The following is a 16,309-nucleotide window of genomic DNA, read 5'->3' on the forward strand; positions in this document are numbered from 1 at the left end:
TTTGAGAATTATTTCAATTTGCCCAAGTAACACAGAACTGTTGCATTATTTAGGATTAACTTCAGAGTTAGTCGGTGTCGATGATTTTTCGGATTGGCCAGACGAAATTCAAAAGCTACCGCGTTTAGGTCCAGATCTATCGATTGACATGGATAATCTTCAATCTCTAGCACCCGATCTTGTATTAGCTAGTTTGAGTGTACCCGGTATGGAGAAAAACATAGAGGAATTAGAACGGCGCAATATTCCACATGTCATTTATAATCCACAAAGTCTTACTGATATCCAGAATGATCTCTTCGATTTGGGTAAGAGAACAGATAAGTTAGCAGAAGCTAAAAAAGTAACGGAATGGATGAAGAATGAGATCGCTCACTACGAGAAAATAAGTAACTCCATAAAAAATAGAAAAAAAGTGTATTTTGAATGGTGGCCGAAGCCCATCTTTACACCTGGTAAAGTGAACTGGCTCTCAGAGGTCGCTTATCTTGCTGGCGGAGAAAACCTGTTTCAAGACGTGGAACTGGCAAGTGTACAAACATCGTGGGAAGATGTGGTCAGCCGTAAGCCAGATATCATAGGAATGGTTTGGGTCGGTGTCAAAACAGAAAAGATGCAGATTTCCCATATAAAAAAGAGAGAGGGCTGGGACCATTTAGAGGCTAATATTCGTACAAAGATTTTCAAACTTGAAGAGTCCCTCTTTTGTCGCCCCTCACCACGATTATTAATTGGCATGAAACGGTTAGCTGCACTTATTCATCCTAATGATTACCCTGCTTTCTTACCAGAGGAAGAAGAAAGCTATATAAAGAAGCTTCAGGTCACTTAAACCTGAAGCTTTTATCATTTATATAAGTATTGCTGCCTAAACACTTGCATGGACTTTTCTTCGTTAAGATTATTTAGTTCATTTTCTGTAATCTTACCGTTACCACGCTCGACAATATACACGTCTATATTCTTCTTGCCCCATTCTTGATATACTTCGTCTACCGTATTGTAAAACAGATCTAACCTGTTCCCTTTAATGGCTGATCCTGTATCAGCAACTACTCCATATCCATACCCTGGAATCCATAGAACGGTACCAATTGGAAAGATTGAAGGATCTGCTGCAATGGTAGAATAGAGGTCTCTTCTTACCTTTAACCCTGATTTTGTGATTCCGTATGCAGGATGACTTTTCGTTTTCCCTGTACTCTCATGACCTGCCGTATAGCCTGTTGCTGTAACATTAACTGATGGATATTTAGAAAAGTCTATCTCATCTTCAATGGATCGTTTCTTCACTTCAGCAGATGAAAGCATCAAGTTAGGGCTATAGATTGTAGGCAAAGTCTTCAACGACTCTGTTAAAACACTAAGTGTAGCTTCAACAATCTTATTATCTGACTGTTTGTCATTTAGCCAAGTTGCTAGATCATCTGCCTCCACACCAGAAATGGAACGAAATGTTGTAAATATTGCACAAATAAATAGGATAACGATGGTTGTTCTTTTTACAATTTTTCTTAAAATCAACAAAAATTGTTCACTCCTCTCCTATCTATTCCTTCCCCGGCTAGTTGTTATGTATACCCGTTTGAAATAAAAGGAAAAAAAGTGCAAATAAAAAAACCCCTAAATTAGGGGCTTTTAAAACATCTGATAACCGCGCACTCGTAGCATCTTAATGGCAACTCCCGATAGAATTGCACCAATCAATCCACAAGCAAGTATTGTAATATCTGATGCTGACAAATTCAGAAGATCACTTCCAAGTAGCTGAAAGCTCGTACCTGGCTTTGTAAAATACTCGAAAAACCGAATGTCATCTACAATCATAATGACGACTACTGGATATAAAATAACCATAAACCAAGTAGCACGTAAAAGCATGTTAAACAAGAAACCGATTCCAAAGAATAGAACCATAAAAAGCAACATTGAAATAATGAATTGCGGCAATAGCAAATCCATGATGTAGACACCCCCATATATCTGAGGTTAGTTTACTAAACGGGGGCATATACGTCAATCGTGTTTGAGAGCGTTACGATTTTAAGCTCTTTTTTTACCGCTTCCAGAGCATTCCACACACGTTTCAGATCCTCCAAGCAAGAGCTGAAAGTAACCCTTTCCCTCACAGTATGGACAATGATCATGTTTTTTCTGAATCGCATGTTTTCTCATGTTGTAACACTCCCTCTTTTTTGTTTAAATTTTCAGATAATAATAACAAGGAAATGAGAGAATGAAAAACCGATTTTAAAGCGAAATACTCCAATGTAAGCGTAAACATCATGAACATTCTTTAATTATCAGAATATTTCGTACATTTTTGTTATCACTTGTTTAATATCGATTCTAAAGAGCTGTACAAAGACGATCAGAGCTTTTTTTAAAACGCTCTGATCAAAAATCTTTTTATATGTATCAATTATTTATCTACAATCCATCACCTTATAAGTCGTATAACCGAATACGTCTCCAGGATTGATTTTATCTTCTAAAAACTTCACTTTCCTATCCATAAAGTAATGAATCATTAATGAAGTATCAGGATCGGCTCGTAGTTCTTCAGGCGTCATAAGAGCAGCTGTTTCAATTTCACTTGAATGTTGTGAAAGATCTCCATGCTTTTTTCTCAATAAAAAAACAACCATATTATCACTAATCGTCTCTTTGATAACACCTGAGCGGATACCAAGTATTGTAGTGACTTCTCCAACGATGCCTGTCTCTTCATAAACTTCTCGAACAGCTGCCTCGTCAACCGTCTCTCCAGCATCTACAAAGCCAGCTGGAATAGACCATTTGCCCTTAAGCCCGCCGTAATTCTTTTTCACGACAAGCCATCTTCCATTCTCGTCGATCAGTAGGCCAGCAGCCGCAAGCCAAACGTTTCCCCTGTCTTTTTTTGTCATCCGCGCGCTCGCCCTTTCTCTATGTAATAAAAAAGAACAGAAGCTTTACGCTCCTGTTCTTAGTTTACCACTATCCATTAAAACAGTTTTAATTTTCCTTTTTTAATAACCATCGGAACCCCACCTAGTAAGAACAGGTAACGGTTATCGATTACTTTTTTCATTGCAGATGCAGTTGCACCGAATAATTTCTTGTTTCCTACTTTACCAATCGCTTCACCTTTACCAAGGGACGCAACTGTACCTTTAATATCAGGCTTAAATTCTTCTAGCTTGCCACCGTTCATCAATGCTTTAATGTTACGGCCGATTGTGTAAGCTTGTTGAATCGCGATTTGAGCTGTTGGAGGATATGGACGGTTTGCCTCTTCATCAATAATAAGTGCACAGTCTCCTGCAACAAAAATATAATCAAATCCAGGCATGCGAAGGTCTTTGTCAACTTTCACACGTCCGCGCATCGTTTCGAATCCAGCTTCTTCAACTAGGTGGTTACCGCGAACTCCACCAGTCCAAACGATTGTAGCTGCTTTAATCTCTTCACCATTTGCAAGAATTACACCATCTTCATTACACTCTTTGATCGGCGTGCTTACAAGGAATTCAACGCCACGGCGTTCTAAGTTATTGATTGCATACTCAACAAGTTCTTCATCAAATCCAGGAAGTACTGTTGGAGCAGCTTCAATATTTACGATACGAACTTTTTCACGAGGAATATCATATTCGCGGCATAATTCAGGAACACGATCAGCCAGTTCTCCAACGAATTCGATTCCTGTAAATCCTGCTCCACCTACTACGATTGTAATAAGTTCATCAGGTTGTCCTTCGTTGTTGTAACGAGCGAATGAATAGTCGATATGCTCGCGAATTTTACGAACAGAGTTGATGCTGCGAATGCTGAATGCATTCTCTTTAAGACCTTGAATACCGAAAGTTTCAGGGTCAGAACCGAGAGCAATTATTAAGTAGTCGTATGTTAATTCTTGATTATCTAAGATAACAAGCTTCTCATCTTTTTTGATTTCTTTAACCGTATCTTGAACAAAGTTCACTTTGTTCATGTCGATGATGTTATCGATCATGATACGTGTTTTGTCATGATGTAATGTACCCGCTGCGTTCTCATGAAGCCACGTTGTTTGGTAATGATAGTTGTGCTTGTTTACTAACGTGATCTCAGCTTCGTCTGAACCTAGCTCTTTTTGTAAACGTACAGCTGACATGATTCCGCCGTAGCCGCCGCCTAATATTAGAATTTTTGGCTTACTCATTTAAATTCACTTCCAGTTCTCATTTTTTTTAGTTTGACCTTTTCAATCATTAAATATGATGGAAAGGAATAGATTGTGATATATTTCACGTAATAAGATATAAATAAATGCAAAAAACGTTCGAAATTTCGACATTTTTTAACCATACACTCTCATCTTATTCCTTTTCTCTTGTTTTTTCAACCCCTTTTTCGTTATGATGATGTTTCAATTTCTATTGTGAAGTGCCCTCTTTTTCCTTGTTTACATTGTCAAAATCTACAAAACAAAAAGAGGACTTTAGACTTCCTTCAAGAATGTAAAATGAGAGATAGCACGTTCTGGTCAGAACATATTTCATGTTCATCAGTCATAAATCTAGAAGAGGTGAAAGTTATGACAAAAGAAATATACGATATCACGATTATTGGTGGAGGACCTTCAGGCTTGTTTGCTGCATTCTATGGTGGCATGCGTCAGATGAAGGTGAAAATTATTGAGAGCATGCCTCAACTTGGCGGTCAGTTATCTGCTCTTTATCCTGAAAAGTACATATATGATGTTGCTGGATTTCCTAAAGTACTTGCTCAAGATCTCGTTAATAACCTTAAAGAGCAAGCGATGCAGTTTAACCCAACAGTGGTCTTAGAAGAGTCGGTTCAAAACGTAGAAAAGAATGAAGAAATCTTCGAGCTAACAACAGATAAAAATGTTCATTACAGCAAAGCAGTATTAATTACGGCTGGCGTAGGTGCATTTCAGCCACGTCGTTTAGAACTGGCCACTGCTCAACAATACGAAGGAAAAAACTTGCATTATTTCGTAAGTGATCTGAACGCTTTTGCTGGAAAGCGCGTTTTAGTTTGTGGTGGAGGAGATTCTGCTCTAGACTGGTCATTAATGCTTGAGCCTATTTGTCCAGAAATCACCTTAACACACAGACGCGATAAGTTTCGTGCTCATGAACATAGTGTCGAGCAGTTAATGAATTCTAAAGTTGCGGTTAAAACGCCTTATCAAATAACGGAGTTGATAGGTGATGGAGAGAATATCTCAGCTGTAGTTCTAGAAAATGGAGATGTTAAAGAGACAGTTGAAGTGGATGCTGTTATCGTAAACTATGGTTTCATCTCATCCCTCGGTCCAATTAAAACATGGGGCTTAGATATTCAAAAGAATTCAATCGTCGTTAATTCAAAAATGGAAACAAATATAAAAGGCATATATGCTGCTGGTGATGTATGTACGTATGATGGCAAAGTAAAATTGATCGCTTCAGGTTTTGGTGAAGCACCTACGGCAATTAACAATGCAAAATCATATATCGATCCAAACGCAAAGACTCAACCTTTACACAGTACTAGCTTATTCTAAACTTTAGTAGGCGCGGGGAAGCTCCTGCGCCTTTTTAATTTCAATTAAGCATCTATGGTTTAAAAGGAGATAGTAGAAATGAACAGACAATTTACTGAAGAAGAAATGCATGTTGCTGACTGCCTTCAAGAAATGCAAAGGATCATCAATCAGCTACACATCACTGACGAATCCTTTCTTGAAGATACGAAAAGAGAACTTCCACGTTTAACGAAGTTATTGCAAGACCTAGAAAAATACACGGTGGAATAAATTGCTTATGGATAGCAAACGTCCTATCTGTTATTATTGTATTTGAGGCGGACAAGTGCCGCTGACTGATATTGATTTTTTACCCGGTGTTGGCGCACCGGGTTTTCTTTTATCCTTTTTAGATAAGGAGAATTACATAATGGAAACTAACTTAATACTTGGAATTGTTTTCTTTATCCTTGGTACATTTCTAATGCCGTTTGGTTTAAGAGAGCATCGAAAACAAAGGAAATTTTTACTTATCGGTGCTGCTGTTTTATCAGATATACTTGGTGTACTTTTTATCTTTAATATTCTATAGCTAAAAAAAGCTCCTGCCTCTTATTTTCTAGAAGCAGGAGCTTTTAACGTTATTTCATTTAACACTCTTCTGGTGTTCCAGCGTTTGTTGCTGTTCGGAAAGAAGATCCACAGCCGCATGATGCGATTGCGTTCGGGTTTGTAATCGTAAACCCTCCACCCATCATGTTCTGTTTAAAGTCGACCACCGTTCCTTTTAGTACTTTTGCACTTTCTTCATCCACAACCACTCGGATTCCTTCAATCATCTCTTCTCGGTCTGAGTCACTTTTATCACTATCAAAACCCATACCATAAGAAAGACCTGTACATCCGCCGCCTTTAACCGCTACACGGAGAAATTGATTTTGATCTTCTTCATCAGCAAGCATTTCTTTAATTCTACTCGCTGCACTTTCTGTTATTTCAACGATCATCGTGATCACTCCTCTAATAAGGATCTATATCTATAGTATAACGACTCTTAAATAAGCCCTCAAGGAATTGGCTTTTTAATTAATTGTCTTTCTGCTGCATCTCCATAATCTTATTATGTGTCTCATCAATTTTTCTACTATAATTTAACACCATTGGATGCTGCAGACCTAACGCGTTAGCCGCCTGTATCATTTTATTACGCAATGCCTCTAATTGTTCGATCTTTTCAAGTCTAGCGGCTGGTATTGTGGCTTTCATTTTCGTCACTCCACTCTTCGTTTTCAACATGCTCGTTCCTTTTATTTTACATTTTTTCTATTTATTAGACAATGAATCGCTAGTAAAAAAACAAACTTTTTATGTACAAAATATTTGTGAAAAGTAGCTTCCCTTGTCGTAAAGTTTGAATAGGATTATAATGATTATGCAATTAAGACATGTATTGATTTTCCGTAATACATATGTATTCGTATAAATTTGGTAAAGAGAGAGTGTCGCTTCATGCCTTTCTCTTAAAAAAATGTGTACATCATCCGAACATTTCATTTGAAAAATTAGGGGGATTAGAAATGGCAAATATACTAACGCTAGACACGCGCATGGAGGCAATCGCTGAAAAAGTTAATCATGGTGAGCGTCTTTCTATTGAAGACGGATTATACCTATATGAAACCAATGATCTGTTAAGCGTTGCTTCATTAGCAAACGAGGTGAACACCCGAAAGAACGGCGACCACGTTTATTTCATTGAGAACTTATATATCAACCCGACTAACGTTTGTGAAGCTACTTGCAGCTTCTGTGGATTTAAACGCAAGCCTGGTGAAGAAGGCGCTTATACGATGAACGATGAGCAGCTTCTGAGTTATGTTGAAAAACGCTGGAACGATAACATTCGAGAGTTTCATATCGTAGGTGGTCATAATCACGAAGTACCATTTGATTATTATCTTGATACGATTCGTACTTTAAAGAAACATTATCCGCAAGTTACGGTTAAAGCATATACAGGTGCTGAGATCGAATTCTTCTCTAGAATTGCTGGACTTTCAATGAAAGAAGTATTAGAAGAACTAATTAAAGCGGGTCTTGATACGATGCCTGGTGGTGGTGCTGAGATTCTTACAGAACGCTACCGTTTAAAAATGAGCCCAGACAAAGCTTCGACTGATCAATGGTTAGAAGCACATGAAATCGCTCATGGTCTAGGATTAAAAACACATGCTACAATGTTGTACGGATCTATTGAGACAAAAGAAGAACGTCTCATCCATATGGATCGTTTACGTCAACTTCAAGATTCAACGAACGGATTCATGGTATTTATTCCGCTAGCTATGCAGCCTCGGACACAATCCATGGGATTGATGAGAAGAACATCAGCTTTTGATGATATGAGAACCATCGCGATCAGCCGACTTATGTTAGATAACTTTGATCACGTTAAAGCCTATTGGATCAACATTGGTGTTCAGTTAACTCAGATGGCATTAACGTTCGGTTCTAGTGACATTCACGGAACGTTGATCGAAGAACGTATCTCTCACGCTGTAGGAGCACTAACGTCATCAGGAATAACACGTAAAGAACTTGTTCACTTGATCAAAACAGCTAACAAAGTTCCTGTAGAACGTGATACATTCTATAACATCATTCAAAAATACTAAAAAAAGTGGAGGCGATTGTGCCTCCACTTTTTTATGCCTATTTACTTGATCCATTTGACAACATCGTTCATATCTTGACGAACTTTTGGACGGGGTTCATTTACGCGATAGCCGAATCCTACCATAACGGCTACCTCAAAGTTTCCGCCTTCAAGTACTCCTTCTTTTTCTAAAATAGCTTGAACTTTCTCTTGATCAAATCCTTCGATCGGGCAAGAGTCAATTCCGATCTGCGCAGCTGCTGTCATCATATTTCCTAGAGCAATATAGACTTGTTTAGCCGCCCAATCGAACATAGCACGATCATTTCCAAGAAGCTTAAAGTCCGACTCTAAAAACGTCTTATAGAAGCTGCTGATCGCTTCATACGCTTCTTTCGGAAGCTTCTTCACTTCTGTCATCATATGCTCAATGTATTCTGAATCATAAACCATATCTTCTGCAGTACGTGCAAGCATTACGACATAGTGACTAGCTGTCGGTAATTGCTTTTGTGCACCCCAAGAAACAGGTTTCAACTGTTCGCGCAACGCTTGGTCTTGGATGACAACAAAACGCCAAGGCTCAAAGCCAAATGAACTTGGTGAAAGACGTCCAGTTTCTAAAATAAATTCAAAGTCTTCATCTGAAATCTTTTTCTCTGGATCAAATTCCTTTGTTGCATGTCTGAACTGAAATGCCTCTAAGATTTCTTGTTTTTTAGCTTCTTTATTCATGATGATTTATCTCTCCTTCAATATTTAAATGCAAATGTAATTAAGTTGTTTTGTTACCTTACACGATATATTATAAAAGTAATAACAAAAATTAAAAGTACGCACATTTTTGTGTCATAGTATCATTTTTTATACTAAAGGAGCAATTCAATGAATAATCAGCAATTCGACCTTTCCAATTGGCAATCCCACGGCTATTCATGTCCAGTCGAAGCGACTCTTGATATTATCGGCGGTAAGTGGAAAAGCGTTATTTTGTATCACTTGATCGACGGAGAGATACGTTTTAATGAACTAAAGCGTCTCGTACCTGGAATTACACAGCGAATGCTTACCCTACAGTTAAGAGAATTAGAGCGTGACGGAATCATACACCGAGAAGTTTATAAACAAGTCCCTCCCAAAGTGGAATATTCTCTAACTTCGTTTGGTGAAACACTAATCCCTATTATTAAGTCCATGCTTCAATGGGGGATCGAACATACGGAGAAAATCGTTCGCCATCGTGAGCAGGCTGAAATAAAGGACTAAAAAAAGAAAGCATCTCTGCTTTCTTTTTTAGTGAGTACAGGCTAAACGTGTGCATGTTCTACCTTTTATTATGATATTCTCCTGTACAGATTATTTCCGCTGGACCGGTCATCCATACATCTCCATTATCTTTCCAATTAATGATAAGATCACCGCCTGCTAAATGAACGGTAATGTCTGTATTTCTTTCTGCTTTTTCGTTTAGAACAGCAGCTACAGCGGCCGCACAAGCTCCCGTACCACACGCTTGTGTAATACCTGATCCTCTTTCCCAAACTCTAAAGTGCATTTCATTTTTAGACACAACTTCAACAAACTCTGCGTTTACCCAATCAGGAAACATTGAATCTTTTTCTATTATAGGACCTAACGAATGCAGGGGTGCATCCTCAATGTTATCCACAAAGAACACCGCATGCGGATTACCCATTGATACAGCAGTTAGTTTTAATGGTGTATCGTCAAATGACACTTCCTCATTCACCACTTGTTGGAGGTGGTTAAATCCAGTAACAGGAATTTGTTGAGGTTGAAGGATGGGATTACCCATATTAACCGTAACAAGTGATACTTTATTATTGTTATCTGTTGTTACTTTTGCAGTTACGAACCCACCAAGTGTTTCAATTTGAAATTCTGTTTCTTTTACTAAGTCGTTCTCGTACGCAAATTTGGCCACACAACGAAGTCCGTTACCACAGTTTTTAGCTTCAGAACCGTCATTATTGAAGATTCGCATTTTCACTGGAGCCAATTTACTTGGACAAATTAGAATCATTCCATCTGATCCAATGCCTGTGTAAGGGTTCGAAACAGCCATTGCTAGCTTTGGAAGATCAGCTTCATCAATTGTCTCTTCAAACATGTTTATATAGATGTAATTATTGCCTAATCCATGCATTTTTGTGAATTTCAACGTATCCATCGCTTAAACCGTGCTCCTTATGATTGACCTCTCAATTTTTCATCCGTATAAAAATAGTCGTCGTCTGCGTTCAGTATGGTTAACTTGCCATGACAGCAAGGCATAATAAGAATCTGTTTGATCCCCTCTTGAGCAAGACTCAACTGTTCCTCTTTAAAGGAAGTCAAAACATTGTCTTGTTGGCAGAACGGACACTCTGAAATATAAATATCCTTCATCATTCTTTCATATGGCCATGTATATTCAAATGTTAACTTCATATCGGTTCATCCTCTATTTGGAAGGTATGGTTATTGCATATTCGTTCACAACTTACATTTTTTAAAGTATAATAGGTGATGTAACAAAATACAATAGCGATCCATCTTCGGGGCAGGGTGAAATTCCCGACCGGCGGTATTTGAAGATTCCCTCTTCATCAGCCCGTGAGCGAAATAGTTTTCTTTTTTGCTGATCTGGTGTAATTCCAGAGCCGACAGTATAGTCTGGATGGGAGAAGATGTAGGTACAGCGGTTCAACTTAAAATTAGAACCCTTTGTTTAAGCATGCCATTTTGTGCATCTTTTACATGCTGTTTATCATACTTACAAACTCCCTTAGTCTCGTTAACTGACTAAGGATTTTTTGTGTGAAACAGGCTGTGCTGCATTCGAAATCATGAGATGGCGCAACACAAAAGAGGAGAGATTTCAATGCAAAAGGGAAAGATCAAACAAATGGTAGCGGTATCGATGCTCAGTACGATTGCTTATGTACTAATGATGCTCGACTTCCCGTTCCCAGGGTTACCTCCATTCTTAAAGATTGACTTTAGTGAGGTGCCTGCACTTTTAGCTGCAATCATTTTTGGACCTGCAGCAGGAGTTATGGTAGAAGCCATAAAAAATGTTCTACACTATGGTATAGTAGGAAGCTTTACAGGAGTACCAGTTGGTCAATTAGCAAACTTTGTTGCCGGTATTCTCTTCATTCTTCCAGTATCCTACTTATTCCGCAAAAAGAATTCTGTTAAACGTCTTTCAGCGGGCTTGATCTTAGGAACGGTTTTGATGACATTTATGATGGGGCTGCTCAACTACCTGATCATCTTACCTGCATATACGTGGTTCCTTGGTGCTGATCCGATGTCTAGCCAGATGATGCTTGATCTTATACTAAAAGGGATAACACCGTTTAACTTGATAAAAGGTACGATAATTACACTGTTATTCGTAGCATTATACAACCGAATGCAGCCATGGGTGATGAAACAGATTGCTCAGCAGGCTTAAATATAATTATAAAACCGTTGTGGAGAAGTTTCCACAGCGGTTTATTTGTTAATGTAATGATGTAAAGCATCCTTAGTTAACCGATAGCTGTATACGAGAAACAACCTGATTCTCTGATACATTCTTATATTTTTTCTAAAAAATTGTTCCAAAAAGGTAGCATACAGGTTTTGTAGGTTTTTTTTCTTTGTTTGTGCCTGGTGTTAAACCGTTGTTTGTAAAATGAAGGGATGCGTGCGGGTCGAAACGTGCGGAAAAGTGTGCGAACGCGTAAAAAGTATAGGAACACGTACCGTAAAAGCCACTTCATATATCATTTTGTTCTTATCTATTAAAAAATGCTCGAAGCTTGAGCTTCGAGCATTTTCATAAATATCTTATAAGAATAACCCTACAATTGTTCCTGTTAATACAGAACCCATAGTAGCTACAAGTAATACTTTTAAACCTACTTTAGCAAGCATTGAAGCTTTTTCTCCATTAATCGCTTGAACAGTTCCTAAAATAATTCCGATTGAAGAGAAGTTAGCAAATGAAATTAAGAATGCAGAAACGATACCAACTGTTTTTGGATCCATGTTCGGGATCATTTTCATAAAGTCTAGCATCGCAACGAATTCGTTTGCAGCAACTTTTGTTCCCATAACAGAACCAGCTTGTACGATTTCATTAGCAGGTATACCCATGATAAAAGCAATCGGAGCAAAAACATAACCTAAAATTTGTTGGAACGTTAGACCTGTTACGGCATCAAAAGCAAAGTTGACCATTGAAAGTAATCCGATGTAGGTAATTAGCATCGCACCTACGATTAGAGCAACCTTACCTCCATCTAATGCACCGTTACCAATTGCTTCAAACAGTGACTTTTCTTTAACCATTTCTTTTACATCAATTTCTTCATCTTCTTCGGCAGTTACAGGACATACGATGGAAGATAAAATCAATCCAGAGAATACGTTGATTGGTAAAGCCACAAGTACGTATTCAGCAGGAATCATTTGCATGTAAGCACCAAGGATCGAACAACTAACAGCTACTAATGAAGATGTTACAACAACGAAAAGTCGGTTTGCTGAAAGTTTATGCAATTGAGATTTAACAGAGATAATGGCAGTTGTATCACCAAAGACCATTGAGTTTACAGCAACGAAAGATTCTATTTTAGGAAGACCTGTTATCTTAGCAACAGTTCCGCCGATGTATTTTATAGCTAAAGGTAAAATACGAGTGTATGTCAAGATTGAAAGTAAAGCGGAAACAAACACAATCATCATAAGTACGTTAATAAAGAAGTATTCTTTACCACTTAAATCACCAAATACGAACGCAATACCATCATTACCAAATGAAAGGACCTTATTAAAAACGTTTACAATTTTGTTTAATACCGTTTTACCTACTGTTGTATTAAGCATGAACCACGCTATGAATAACTGTACTACTAACATTATTCCAACCGCTTTATAGTTAATGTTCTTCTTATCATTAGACATGATGAAAGCGATTGCAATTAATGCAATAATACCCAAAATTCCAATTAAAATTGACATGAAAGTTCCCCCTATTACTTAACTCGATAATCTTGCATGGTTGTCAGACATCAAATGACTGACCCTTTTCTAATGTAACAAATTTCGACAAAAATGCAATCGTTTTTCTAAAAATAATATGCTAGATATTTTTCCCAATCGGACTGTACTTATCCATGAAAAAAGCAGCTATCCATTTTTTGAATAGCTGCTTTTTAAAACATCCCGTTTTCTTCTATATGATTGTAAATATTTTTAACAAGTTCGTCCGATGTTTCTCCGTGAACAATATCTCCATTCACTAAAGCAAACAGCGATTTAGCACAGTGTCCACAATAACCCAGACACCCATACTCAATAACGTCAAGATCATAGTCCTTCTCAAGTTCTTCAAGCGCTTTTTGTGCACCACTCGCTAGATTACTTACACAAAACTCTATAATCGGTCTCATTTATATTCTTCACCTCTTGATGAATCCATCCTAACGGTTTCTATAGTTGTAGTCAATGTAAACACTCATTATTCCTGTGTTTTTTCTATAAAAGAGTTGTGAAATTGGTGCAAAGTGCTATACTTAAACATGTCAAAAACGTGTAATCGTTTACTTATTTCGAGTTAAGGTTATTTACTTATATAAAGCATTTCAAAAACAGATAAGAATTGTCTTGAAAGAAAAGGGGAAATGACAAATGAAACACCTCGTTTTACTTGGCGGAGGATATGGAAATATGCGTGTGCTAAAGAGACTTCTTAATTCCTCAGACCTCCCTGAAAACATTCAGCTTACGCTTATTGATCGTGTACCTTACCATTGTCTAAAGACCGAATATTATGCACTTGCTGCAGGAACCATATCTGATCATCATGTTCGTGTAACTTTTCCGGACCACCCACGCCTGAATATTAAATATGGTGAAGTTACAGCAATTGATGTAAAAGAAAAGAAAGTTCTATTAAAAGACCAAGATGCGGTTTCATATGATGATTTGGTTATCGGCCTAGGTTGTGAAGACAAATATCATAATGTTCCTGGTGCTGACCAATTTACGCTTAGCATTCAGACCATTGATAAGTCGCGTCAAACGTATCAAATTTTAAACAACTTGCATGCAAATGCAGTTGTTGCAGTAGTAGGTGCGGGTCTTTCAGGTGTAGAGTTAGCATCTGAACTTCGTGAGAGCCGTCCAGACCTCACCATCAAACTCTTTGACCGTGGTGATATGATTCTCTCCGCTTATAAAAAGAGATTGAGCAACTATGTACAAAACTGGTTTGTTGAACACGGTGTTGAAGTAATCAACAATTCAAATGTAACAAAGGTTGAAGAAGGCGCTCTTTATAATCATGACGAAAAGGTTGAGTGTGATGCTATCGTTTGGACAGCAGGCATACAGCCAAGCCGAATCGTTCGTGATTTAGATGTGGAAAAAGACAGTCAAGGACGTGTTGTTCTTACTGAACATCATCACCTTCCAGCTGAAGAGCATGTATATGTTGTCGGAGATTGCGCGAGCCTCCCTTATGCACCAAGTGCACAATTAGCAGAGGAGCAAGCAGAACAGATCTCCCAAGTCCTTTTGGCTCGTTGGAACGATCAGCCCCTTCCAGAAATGAATGAGATCAAACTAAAAGGTGTTATGGGTTCTCTCGGTAAGAAGAGCGGATTTGGTACGATGGGAAGTACTGCGCTTATAGGTAGAGTACCACGTTTATTAAAATCAGGAATTCTTTGGTTGTATAAATATCAAGTATAAGTAAAGACCCATGCAAAGCTGCATGGGTCTTTTTCTGCATTTTACCAATAATAAGGACGGAAACGACGAATTCGGTAAAACGGAAAACCAAAAACTCCGAAGCCAGGAAAAAACGGCCCGACAAAAATGATACGGCTATTACGATCAGCTTGCTCACCTGGCATGATCATATACATATTATCTTGATCATAGCTATGCAATTGACCGTGATATACATTTCCATCATTCAGTTCAATCGTAACCTTCTGTCCCATGTACTCGAGACAAAGATCATGGTAATGATGGTGATGATGTCCAGCAAATGAGGACGACTCATCTTTATGACTTTTACCTTTTAAAGGGTTCAACAATACAATTTGCCTCCTTTTTCTCCCTACATCTTATTCTTAAGAGAAGTACAAGGCGTGTGTACAAACCCAAAATAAAAAAAATAGGCGCTTAACTTACAGCGCCATAACCATTCTGTTCTATAATTGCATAGATCGTTTTTAAGTTCGGATTACCTTCTGCTACTACCTCTCCATCAATTACGACGACAGGATAAAAAAGGTCTTCTTCTACAATTCTTTCTGAAAATGCCTGATCGATCTCATTTTCCGTTCTTTCCATGTCTATATAAAGAACATTAAACAATAAGTTCGGAAACTTTCTTGAGATTGCTGCCTCTAGCCATTCAGCTGTTTCTTTTGCTGAAGGAAGATGAACACAGCTGGCACATTTTTGTTCCGCTCCATATACTTTAATACTAAATGAGTTACTCATGAAGAATCACCTCAATGTATGCGCTTATTTGCTTTCATCATACCTTATTTTTCATAAAAGAAAAAGGAACAAATATCATGATGCTTGCTCATGGATTTTTTATTCCATATCCCGTATACTAAGAGTAAGTTCTTTTTAAGAAAGGAGCCTTGATTATTATGGCTGAAACTCAAAACTTAGAGATGCGTGAACAAGTTGAAGAAGTTCTTGATAAATTACGCCCGTTCCTTCTTCGTGATGGAGGAGACGTGGAATTAGTGGATATTGAAGAAGGTGTAGTAAAAGTACGCCTTATGGGAGCATGTGGTAGCTGCCCAAGTTCAACAATTACACTAAAAGCTGGTATCGAACGTGCACTTCTTGAAGAAGTTCCTGGTGTTGTTGAATTAGAACAAGTATTTTAATGATAACGAAGAAGCCGCTCAATCTAGAGCGGCTTCTTTTTTTGATGTTTATTGTAAGCTTAAAAGCTGTTGGCTTCCGTTTCAGGTGCTCGCTTTCCGCGGGGCAGGCGGTGAGCCACATTCGTACGTTTTACTTTTAAGTGTCTCACCTGCCCGCCTGTCCCGCAGGAGTCTCCCACCTTCCACTACAACCAACTATTCAAAGGAGACAAAAAAATAAAAACAAGAAGCTATGCA

The 16,309-nt window shown here is 38.1% G+C and carries 23 protein-coding genes and 1 riboswitch; of the genes, 9 read left to right on the plus strand and 14 right to left on the minus strand.

Annotated features, from left to right (window positions below):
- Nucleotide 1: 1 nt before the first annotated feature.
- Nucleotides 2–832, plus strand: coding sequence for a cobalamin-binding protein (locus I5J82_RS12670; RefSeq protein ID WP_198768143.1), 831 nt, complete (start codon nt 2–4; stop codon nt 830–832).
- Between the two features lie 14 nt (nt 833–846).
- On the opposite strand, the gene I5J82_RS12675 is transcribed toward I5J82_RS12670, so the two are convergent.
- The 5 genes from I5J82_RS12675 to I5J82_RS12695 form a co-directional block, all read right to left on the minus strand.
- Nucleotides 847–1,527 (minus strand): 3D domain-containing protein, encoded by a 681-nt coding sequence (locus tag I5J82_RS12675; RefSeq protein ID WP_233096476.1) that lies wholly within the window; start codon nt 1,525–1,527, stop codon nt 847–849.
- 111 nt (nt 1,528–1,638) lie between these two features.
- Complete coding sequence (locus I5J82_RS12680; RefSeq protein WP_198768144.1) at nt 1,639–1,962, minus strand: YuiB family protein; 324 nt, start codon at nt 1,960–1,962, stop codon at nt 1,639–1,641.
- A gap of 81 nt (nt 1,963–2,043) precedes the next feature.
- Nucleotides 2,044–2,175 (minus strand): YuiA family protein, encoded by a 132-nt coding sequence (locus I5J82_RS12685; RefSeq protein ID WP_198768145.1) that lies wholly within the window; start codon nt 2,173–2,175, stop codon nt 2,044–2,046.
- Between the two features lie 251 nt (nt 2,176–2,426).
- Nucleotides 2,427–2,909, minus strand: a complete 483-nt coding sequence (locus I5J82_RS12690) for an NUDIX domain-containing protein (protein ID WP_198768146.1) — start codon at nt 2,907–2,909, stop codon at nt 2,427–2,429.
- A 77-nt stretch (nt 2,910–2,986) separates the two neighbouring features.
- A complete protein-coding gene (locus I5J82_RS12695; RefSeq protein WP_066397232.1) occupies nt 2,987–4,186 on the minus strand; it encodes an NAD(P)/FAD-dependent oxidoreductase in 1,200 nt (399 codons plus the stop codon).
- A gap of 375 nt (nt 4,187–4,561) precedes the next feature.
- On the opposite strand from I5J82_RS12695, the gene I5J82_RS12700 reads away from it, so the two are divergent.
- The 3 genes from I5J82_RS12700 (at nt 4,562) to I5J82_RS12710 (ending at nt 6,092) form a co-directional block, all read left to right on the plus strand.
- Nucleotides 4,562–5,539 (plus strand): NAD(P)/FAD-dependent oxidoreductase, encoded by a 978-nt coding sequence (locus I5J82_RS12700; protein ID WP_198768147.1) that lies wholly within the window; start codon nt 4,562–4,564, stop codon nt 5,537–5,539.
- Between the two features lie 78 nt (nt 5,540–5,617).
- Nucleotides 5,618–5,791, plus strand: coding sequence for a hypothetical protein (locus tag I5J82_RS12705; RefSeq protein ID WP_198768148.1), 174 nt, complete (start codon nt 5,618–5,620; stop codon nt 5,789–5,791).
- Between the two features lie 139 nt (nt 5,792–5,930).
- Complete coding sequence (locus I5J82_RS12710; protein ID WP_198768149.1) at nt 5,931–6,092, plus strand: hypothetical protein; 162 nt, start codon at nt 5,931–5,933, stop codon at nt 6,090–6,092.
- Between the two features lie 58 nt (nt 6,093–6,150).
- Here the strand turns inward: I5J82_RS12710 and I5J82_RS12715 are convergent, their stop codons facing one another.
- Together I5J82_RS12715 and I5J82_RS12720 are read right to left on the minus strand one after the other, a co-directional pair.
- Complete coding sequence (locus tag I5J82_RS12715; protein ID WP_198768150.1) at nt 6,151–6,507, minus strand: HesB/IscA family protein; 357 nt, start codon at nt 6,505–6,507, stop codon at nt 6,151–6,153.
- 79 nt (nt 6,508–6,586) lie between these two features.
- The gene (locus tag I5J82_RS12720; protein WP_198768151.1) at nt 6,587–6,766 is read right to left on the minus strand and encodes an aspartyl-phosphate phosphatase Spo0E family protein; all 180 of its coding nucleotides are present in this window, start codon (nt 6,764–6,766) and stop codon (nt 6,587–6,589) included.
- Nucleotides 6,767–7,077: 311 nt separating this feature from the next.
- On the opposite strand from I5J82_RS12720, the gene mqnE reads away from it, so the two are divergent.
- Nucleotides 7,078–8,175, plus strand: coding sequence for an aminofutalosine synthase MqnE (mqnE, locus tag I5J82_RS12725; RefSeq protein WP_198768152.1), 1,098 nt, complete (start codon nt 7,078–7,080; stop codon nt 8,173–8,175).
- 41 nt (nt 8,176–8,216) lie between these two features.
- Here the strand turns inward: mqnE and I5J82_RS12730 are convergent, their stop codons facing one another.
- Complete coding sequence (locus I5J82_RS12730; RefSeq protein ID WP_198768153.1) at nt 8,217–8,891, minus strand: NAD(P)H-dependent oxidoreductase; 675 nt, start codon at nt 8,889–8,891, stop codon at nt 8,217–8,219.
- 150 nt (nt 8,892–9,041) lie between these two features.
- Between I5J82_RS12730 and I5J82_RS12735 the strand changes: the two genes are divergently transcribed.
- Nucleotides 9,042–9,422, plus strand: coding sequence for a winged helix-turn-helix transcriptional regulator (locus tag I5J82_RS12735; RefSeq protein WP_198768154.1), 381 nt, complete (start codon nt 9,042–9,044; stop codon nt 9,420–9,422).
- Between the two features lie 58 nt (nt 9,423–9,480).
- On the opposite strand, the gene dapF is transcribed toward I5J82_RS12735, so the two are convergent.
- Both dapF and I5J82_RS12745 read right to left on the minus strand, forming a co-directional pair.
- Nucleotides 9,481–10,347 (minus strand): diaminopimelate epimerase, encoded by an 867-nt coding sequence (dapF, locus tag I5J82_RS12740; protein ID WP_198768155.1) that lies wholly within the window; start codon nt 10,345–10,347, stop codon nt 9,481–9,483.
- 17 nt (nt 10,348–10,364) lie between these two features.
- The gene (locus I5J82_RS12745; RefSeq protein ID WP_144698338.1) at nt 10,365–10,607 is read right to left on the minus strand and encodes a hypothetical protein; all 243 of its coding nucleotides are present in this window, start codon (nt 10,605–10,607) and stop codon (nt 10,365–10,367) included.
- Between the two features lie 99 nt (nt 10,608–10,706).
- Nucleotides 10,707–10,852: riboswitch (FMN riboswitch) on the plus strand.
- A 188-nt stretch (nt 10,853–11,040) separates the two neighbouring features.
- Between I5J82_RS12745 and I5J82_RS12750 the strand changes: the two genes are divergently transcribed.
- The gene (locus tag I5J82_RS12750) at nt 11,041–11,619 is read left to right on the plus strand and encodes an ECF transporter S component (RefSeq protein ID WP_231618429.1); all 579 of its coding nucleotides are present in this window, start codon (nt 11,041–11,043) and stop codon (nt 11,617–11,619) included.
- A 377-nt stretch (nt 11,620–11,996) separates the two neighbouring features.
- On the opposite strand, the gene I5J82_RS12755 is transcribed toward I5J82_RS12750, so the two are convergent.
- Both I5J82_RS12755 and I5J82_RS12760 read right to left on the minus strand, forming a co-directional pair.
- Entirely contained in the window at nt 11,997–13,172 is a 1,176-nt protein-coding gene (locus I5J82_RS12755; RefSeq protein ID WP_198768156.1) for a NupC/NupG family nucleoside CNT transporter, read from the minus strand.
- A 194-nt stretch (nt 13,173–13,366) separates the two neighbouring features.
- On the minus strand, nt 13,367–13,603 hold the full coding sequence (locus tag I5J82_RS12760; protein ID WP_198768157.1) for a YuzB family protein: 237 nt from the start codon (nt 13,601–13,603) through the stop codon (nt 13,367–13,369).
- Between the two features lie 238 nt (nt 13,604–13,841).
- Between I5J82_RS12760 and I5J82_RS12765 the strand changes: the two genes are divergently transcribed.
- Nucleotides 13,842–14,906 (plus strand): NAD(P)/FAD-dependent oxidoreductase, encoded by a 1,065-nt coding sequence (locus I5J82_RS12765; RefSeq protein ID WP_198768158.1) that lies wholly within the window; start codon nt 13,842–13,844, stop codon nt 14,904–14,906.
- A 41-nt stretch (nt 14,907–14,947) separates the two neighbouring features.
- Here the strand turns inward: I5J82_RS12765 and I5J82_RS12770 are convergent, their stop codons facing one another.
- Together I5J82_RS12770 and I5J82_RS12775 are read right to left on the minus strand one after the other, a co-directional pair.
- Nucleotides 14,948–15,256, minus strand: a complete 309-nt coding sequence (locus I5J82_RS12770; RefSeq protein WP_198768159.1) for an LSM domain-containing protein — start codon at nt 15,254–15,256, stop codon at nt 14,948–14,950.
- An 88-nt stretch (nt 15,257–15,344) separates the two neighbouring features.
- Nucleotides 15,345–15,668: a YuzD family protein gene (locus I5J82_RS12775; RefSeq protein WP_198768160.1), complete on the minus strand. Its 324-nt coding sequence runs from the start codon at nt 15,666–15,668 to the stop codon at nt 15,345–15,347.
- Between the two features lie 158 nt (nt 15,669–15,826).
- Here I5J82_RS12775 and I5J82_RS12780 point away from each other — a divergent pair, with 158 nt between their 5' ends.
- Entirely contained in the window at nt 15,827–16,072 is a 246-nt protein-coding gene (locus I5J82_RS12780; protein ID WP_066238880.1) for a NifU family protein, read from the plus strand.
- Nucleotides 16,073–16,309: the final 237 nt, after the last annotated feature.

Source organism: Fictibacillus halophilus, assembly GCF_016401385.1.
GTDB lineage: Bacteria > Bacillota > Bacilli > Bacillales > Fictibacillaceae > Fictibacillus > Fictibacillus halophilus.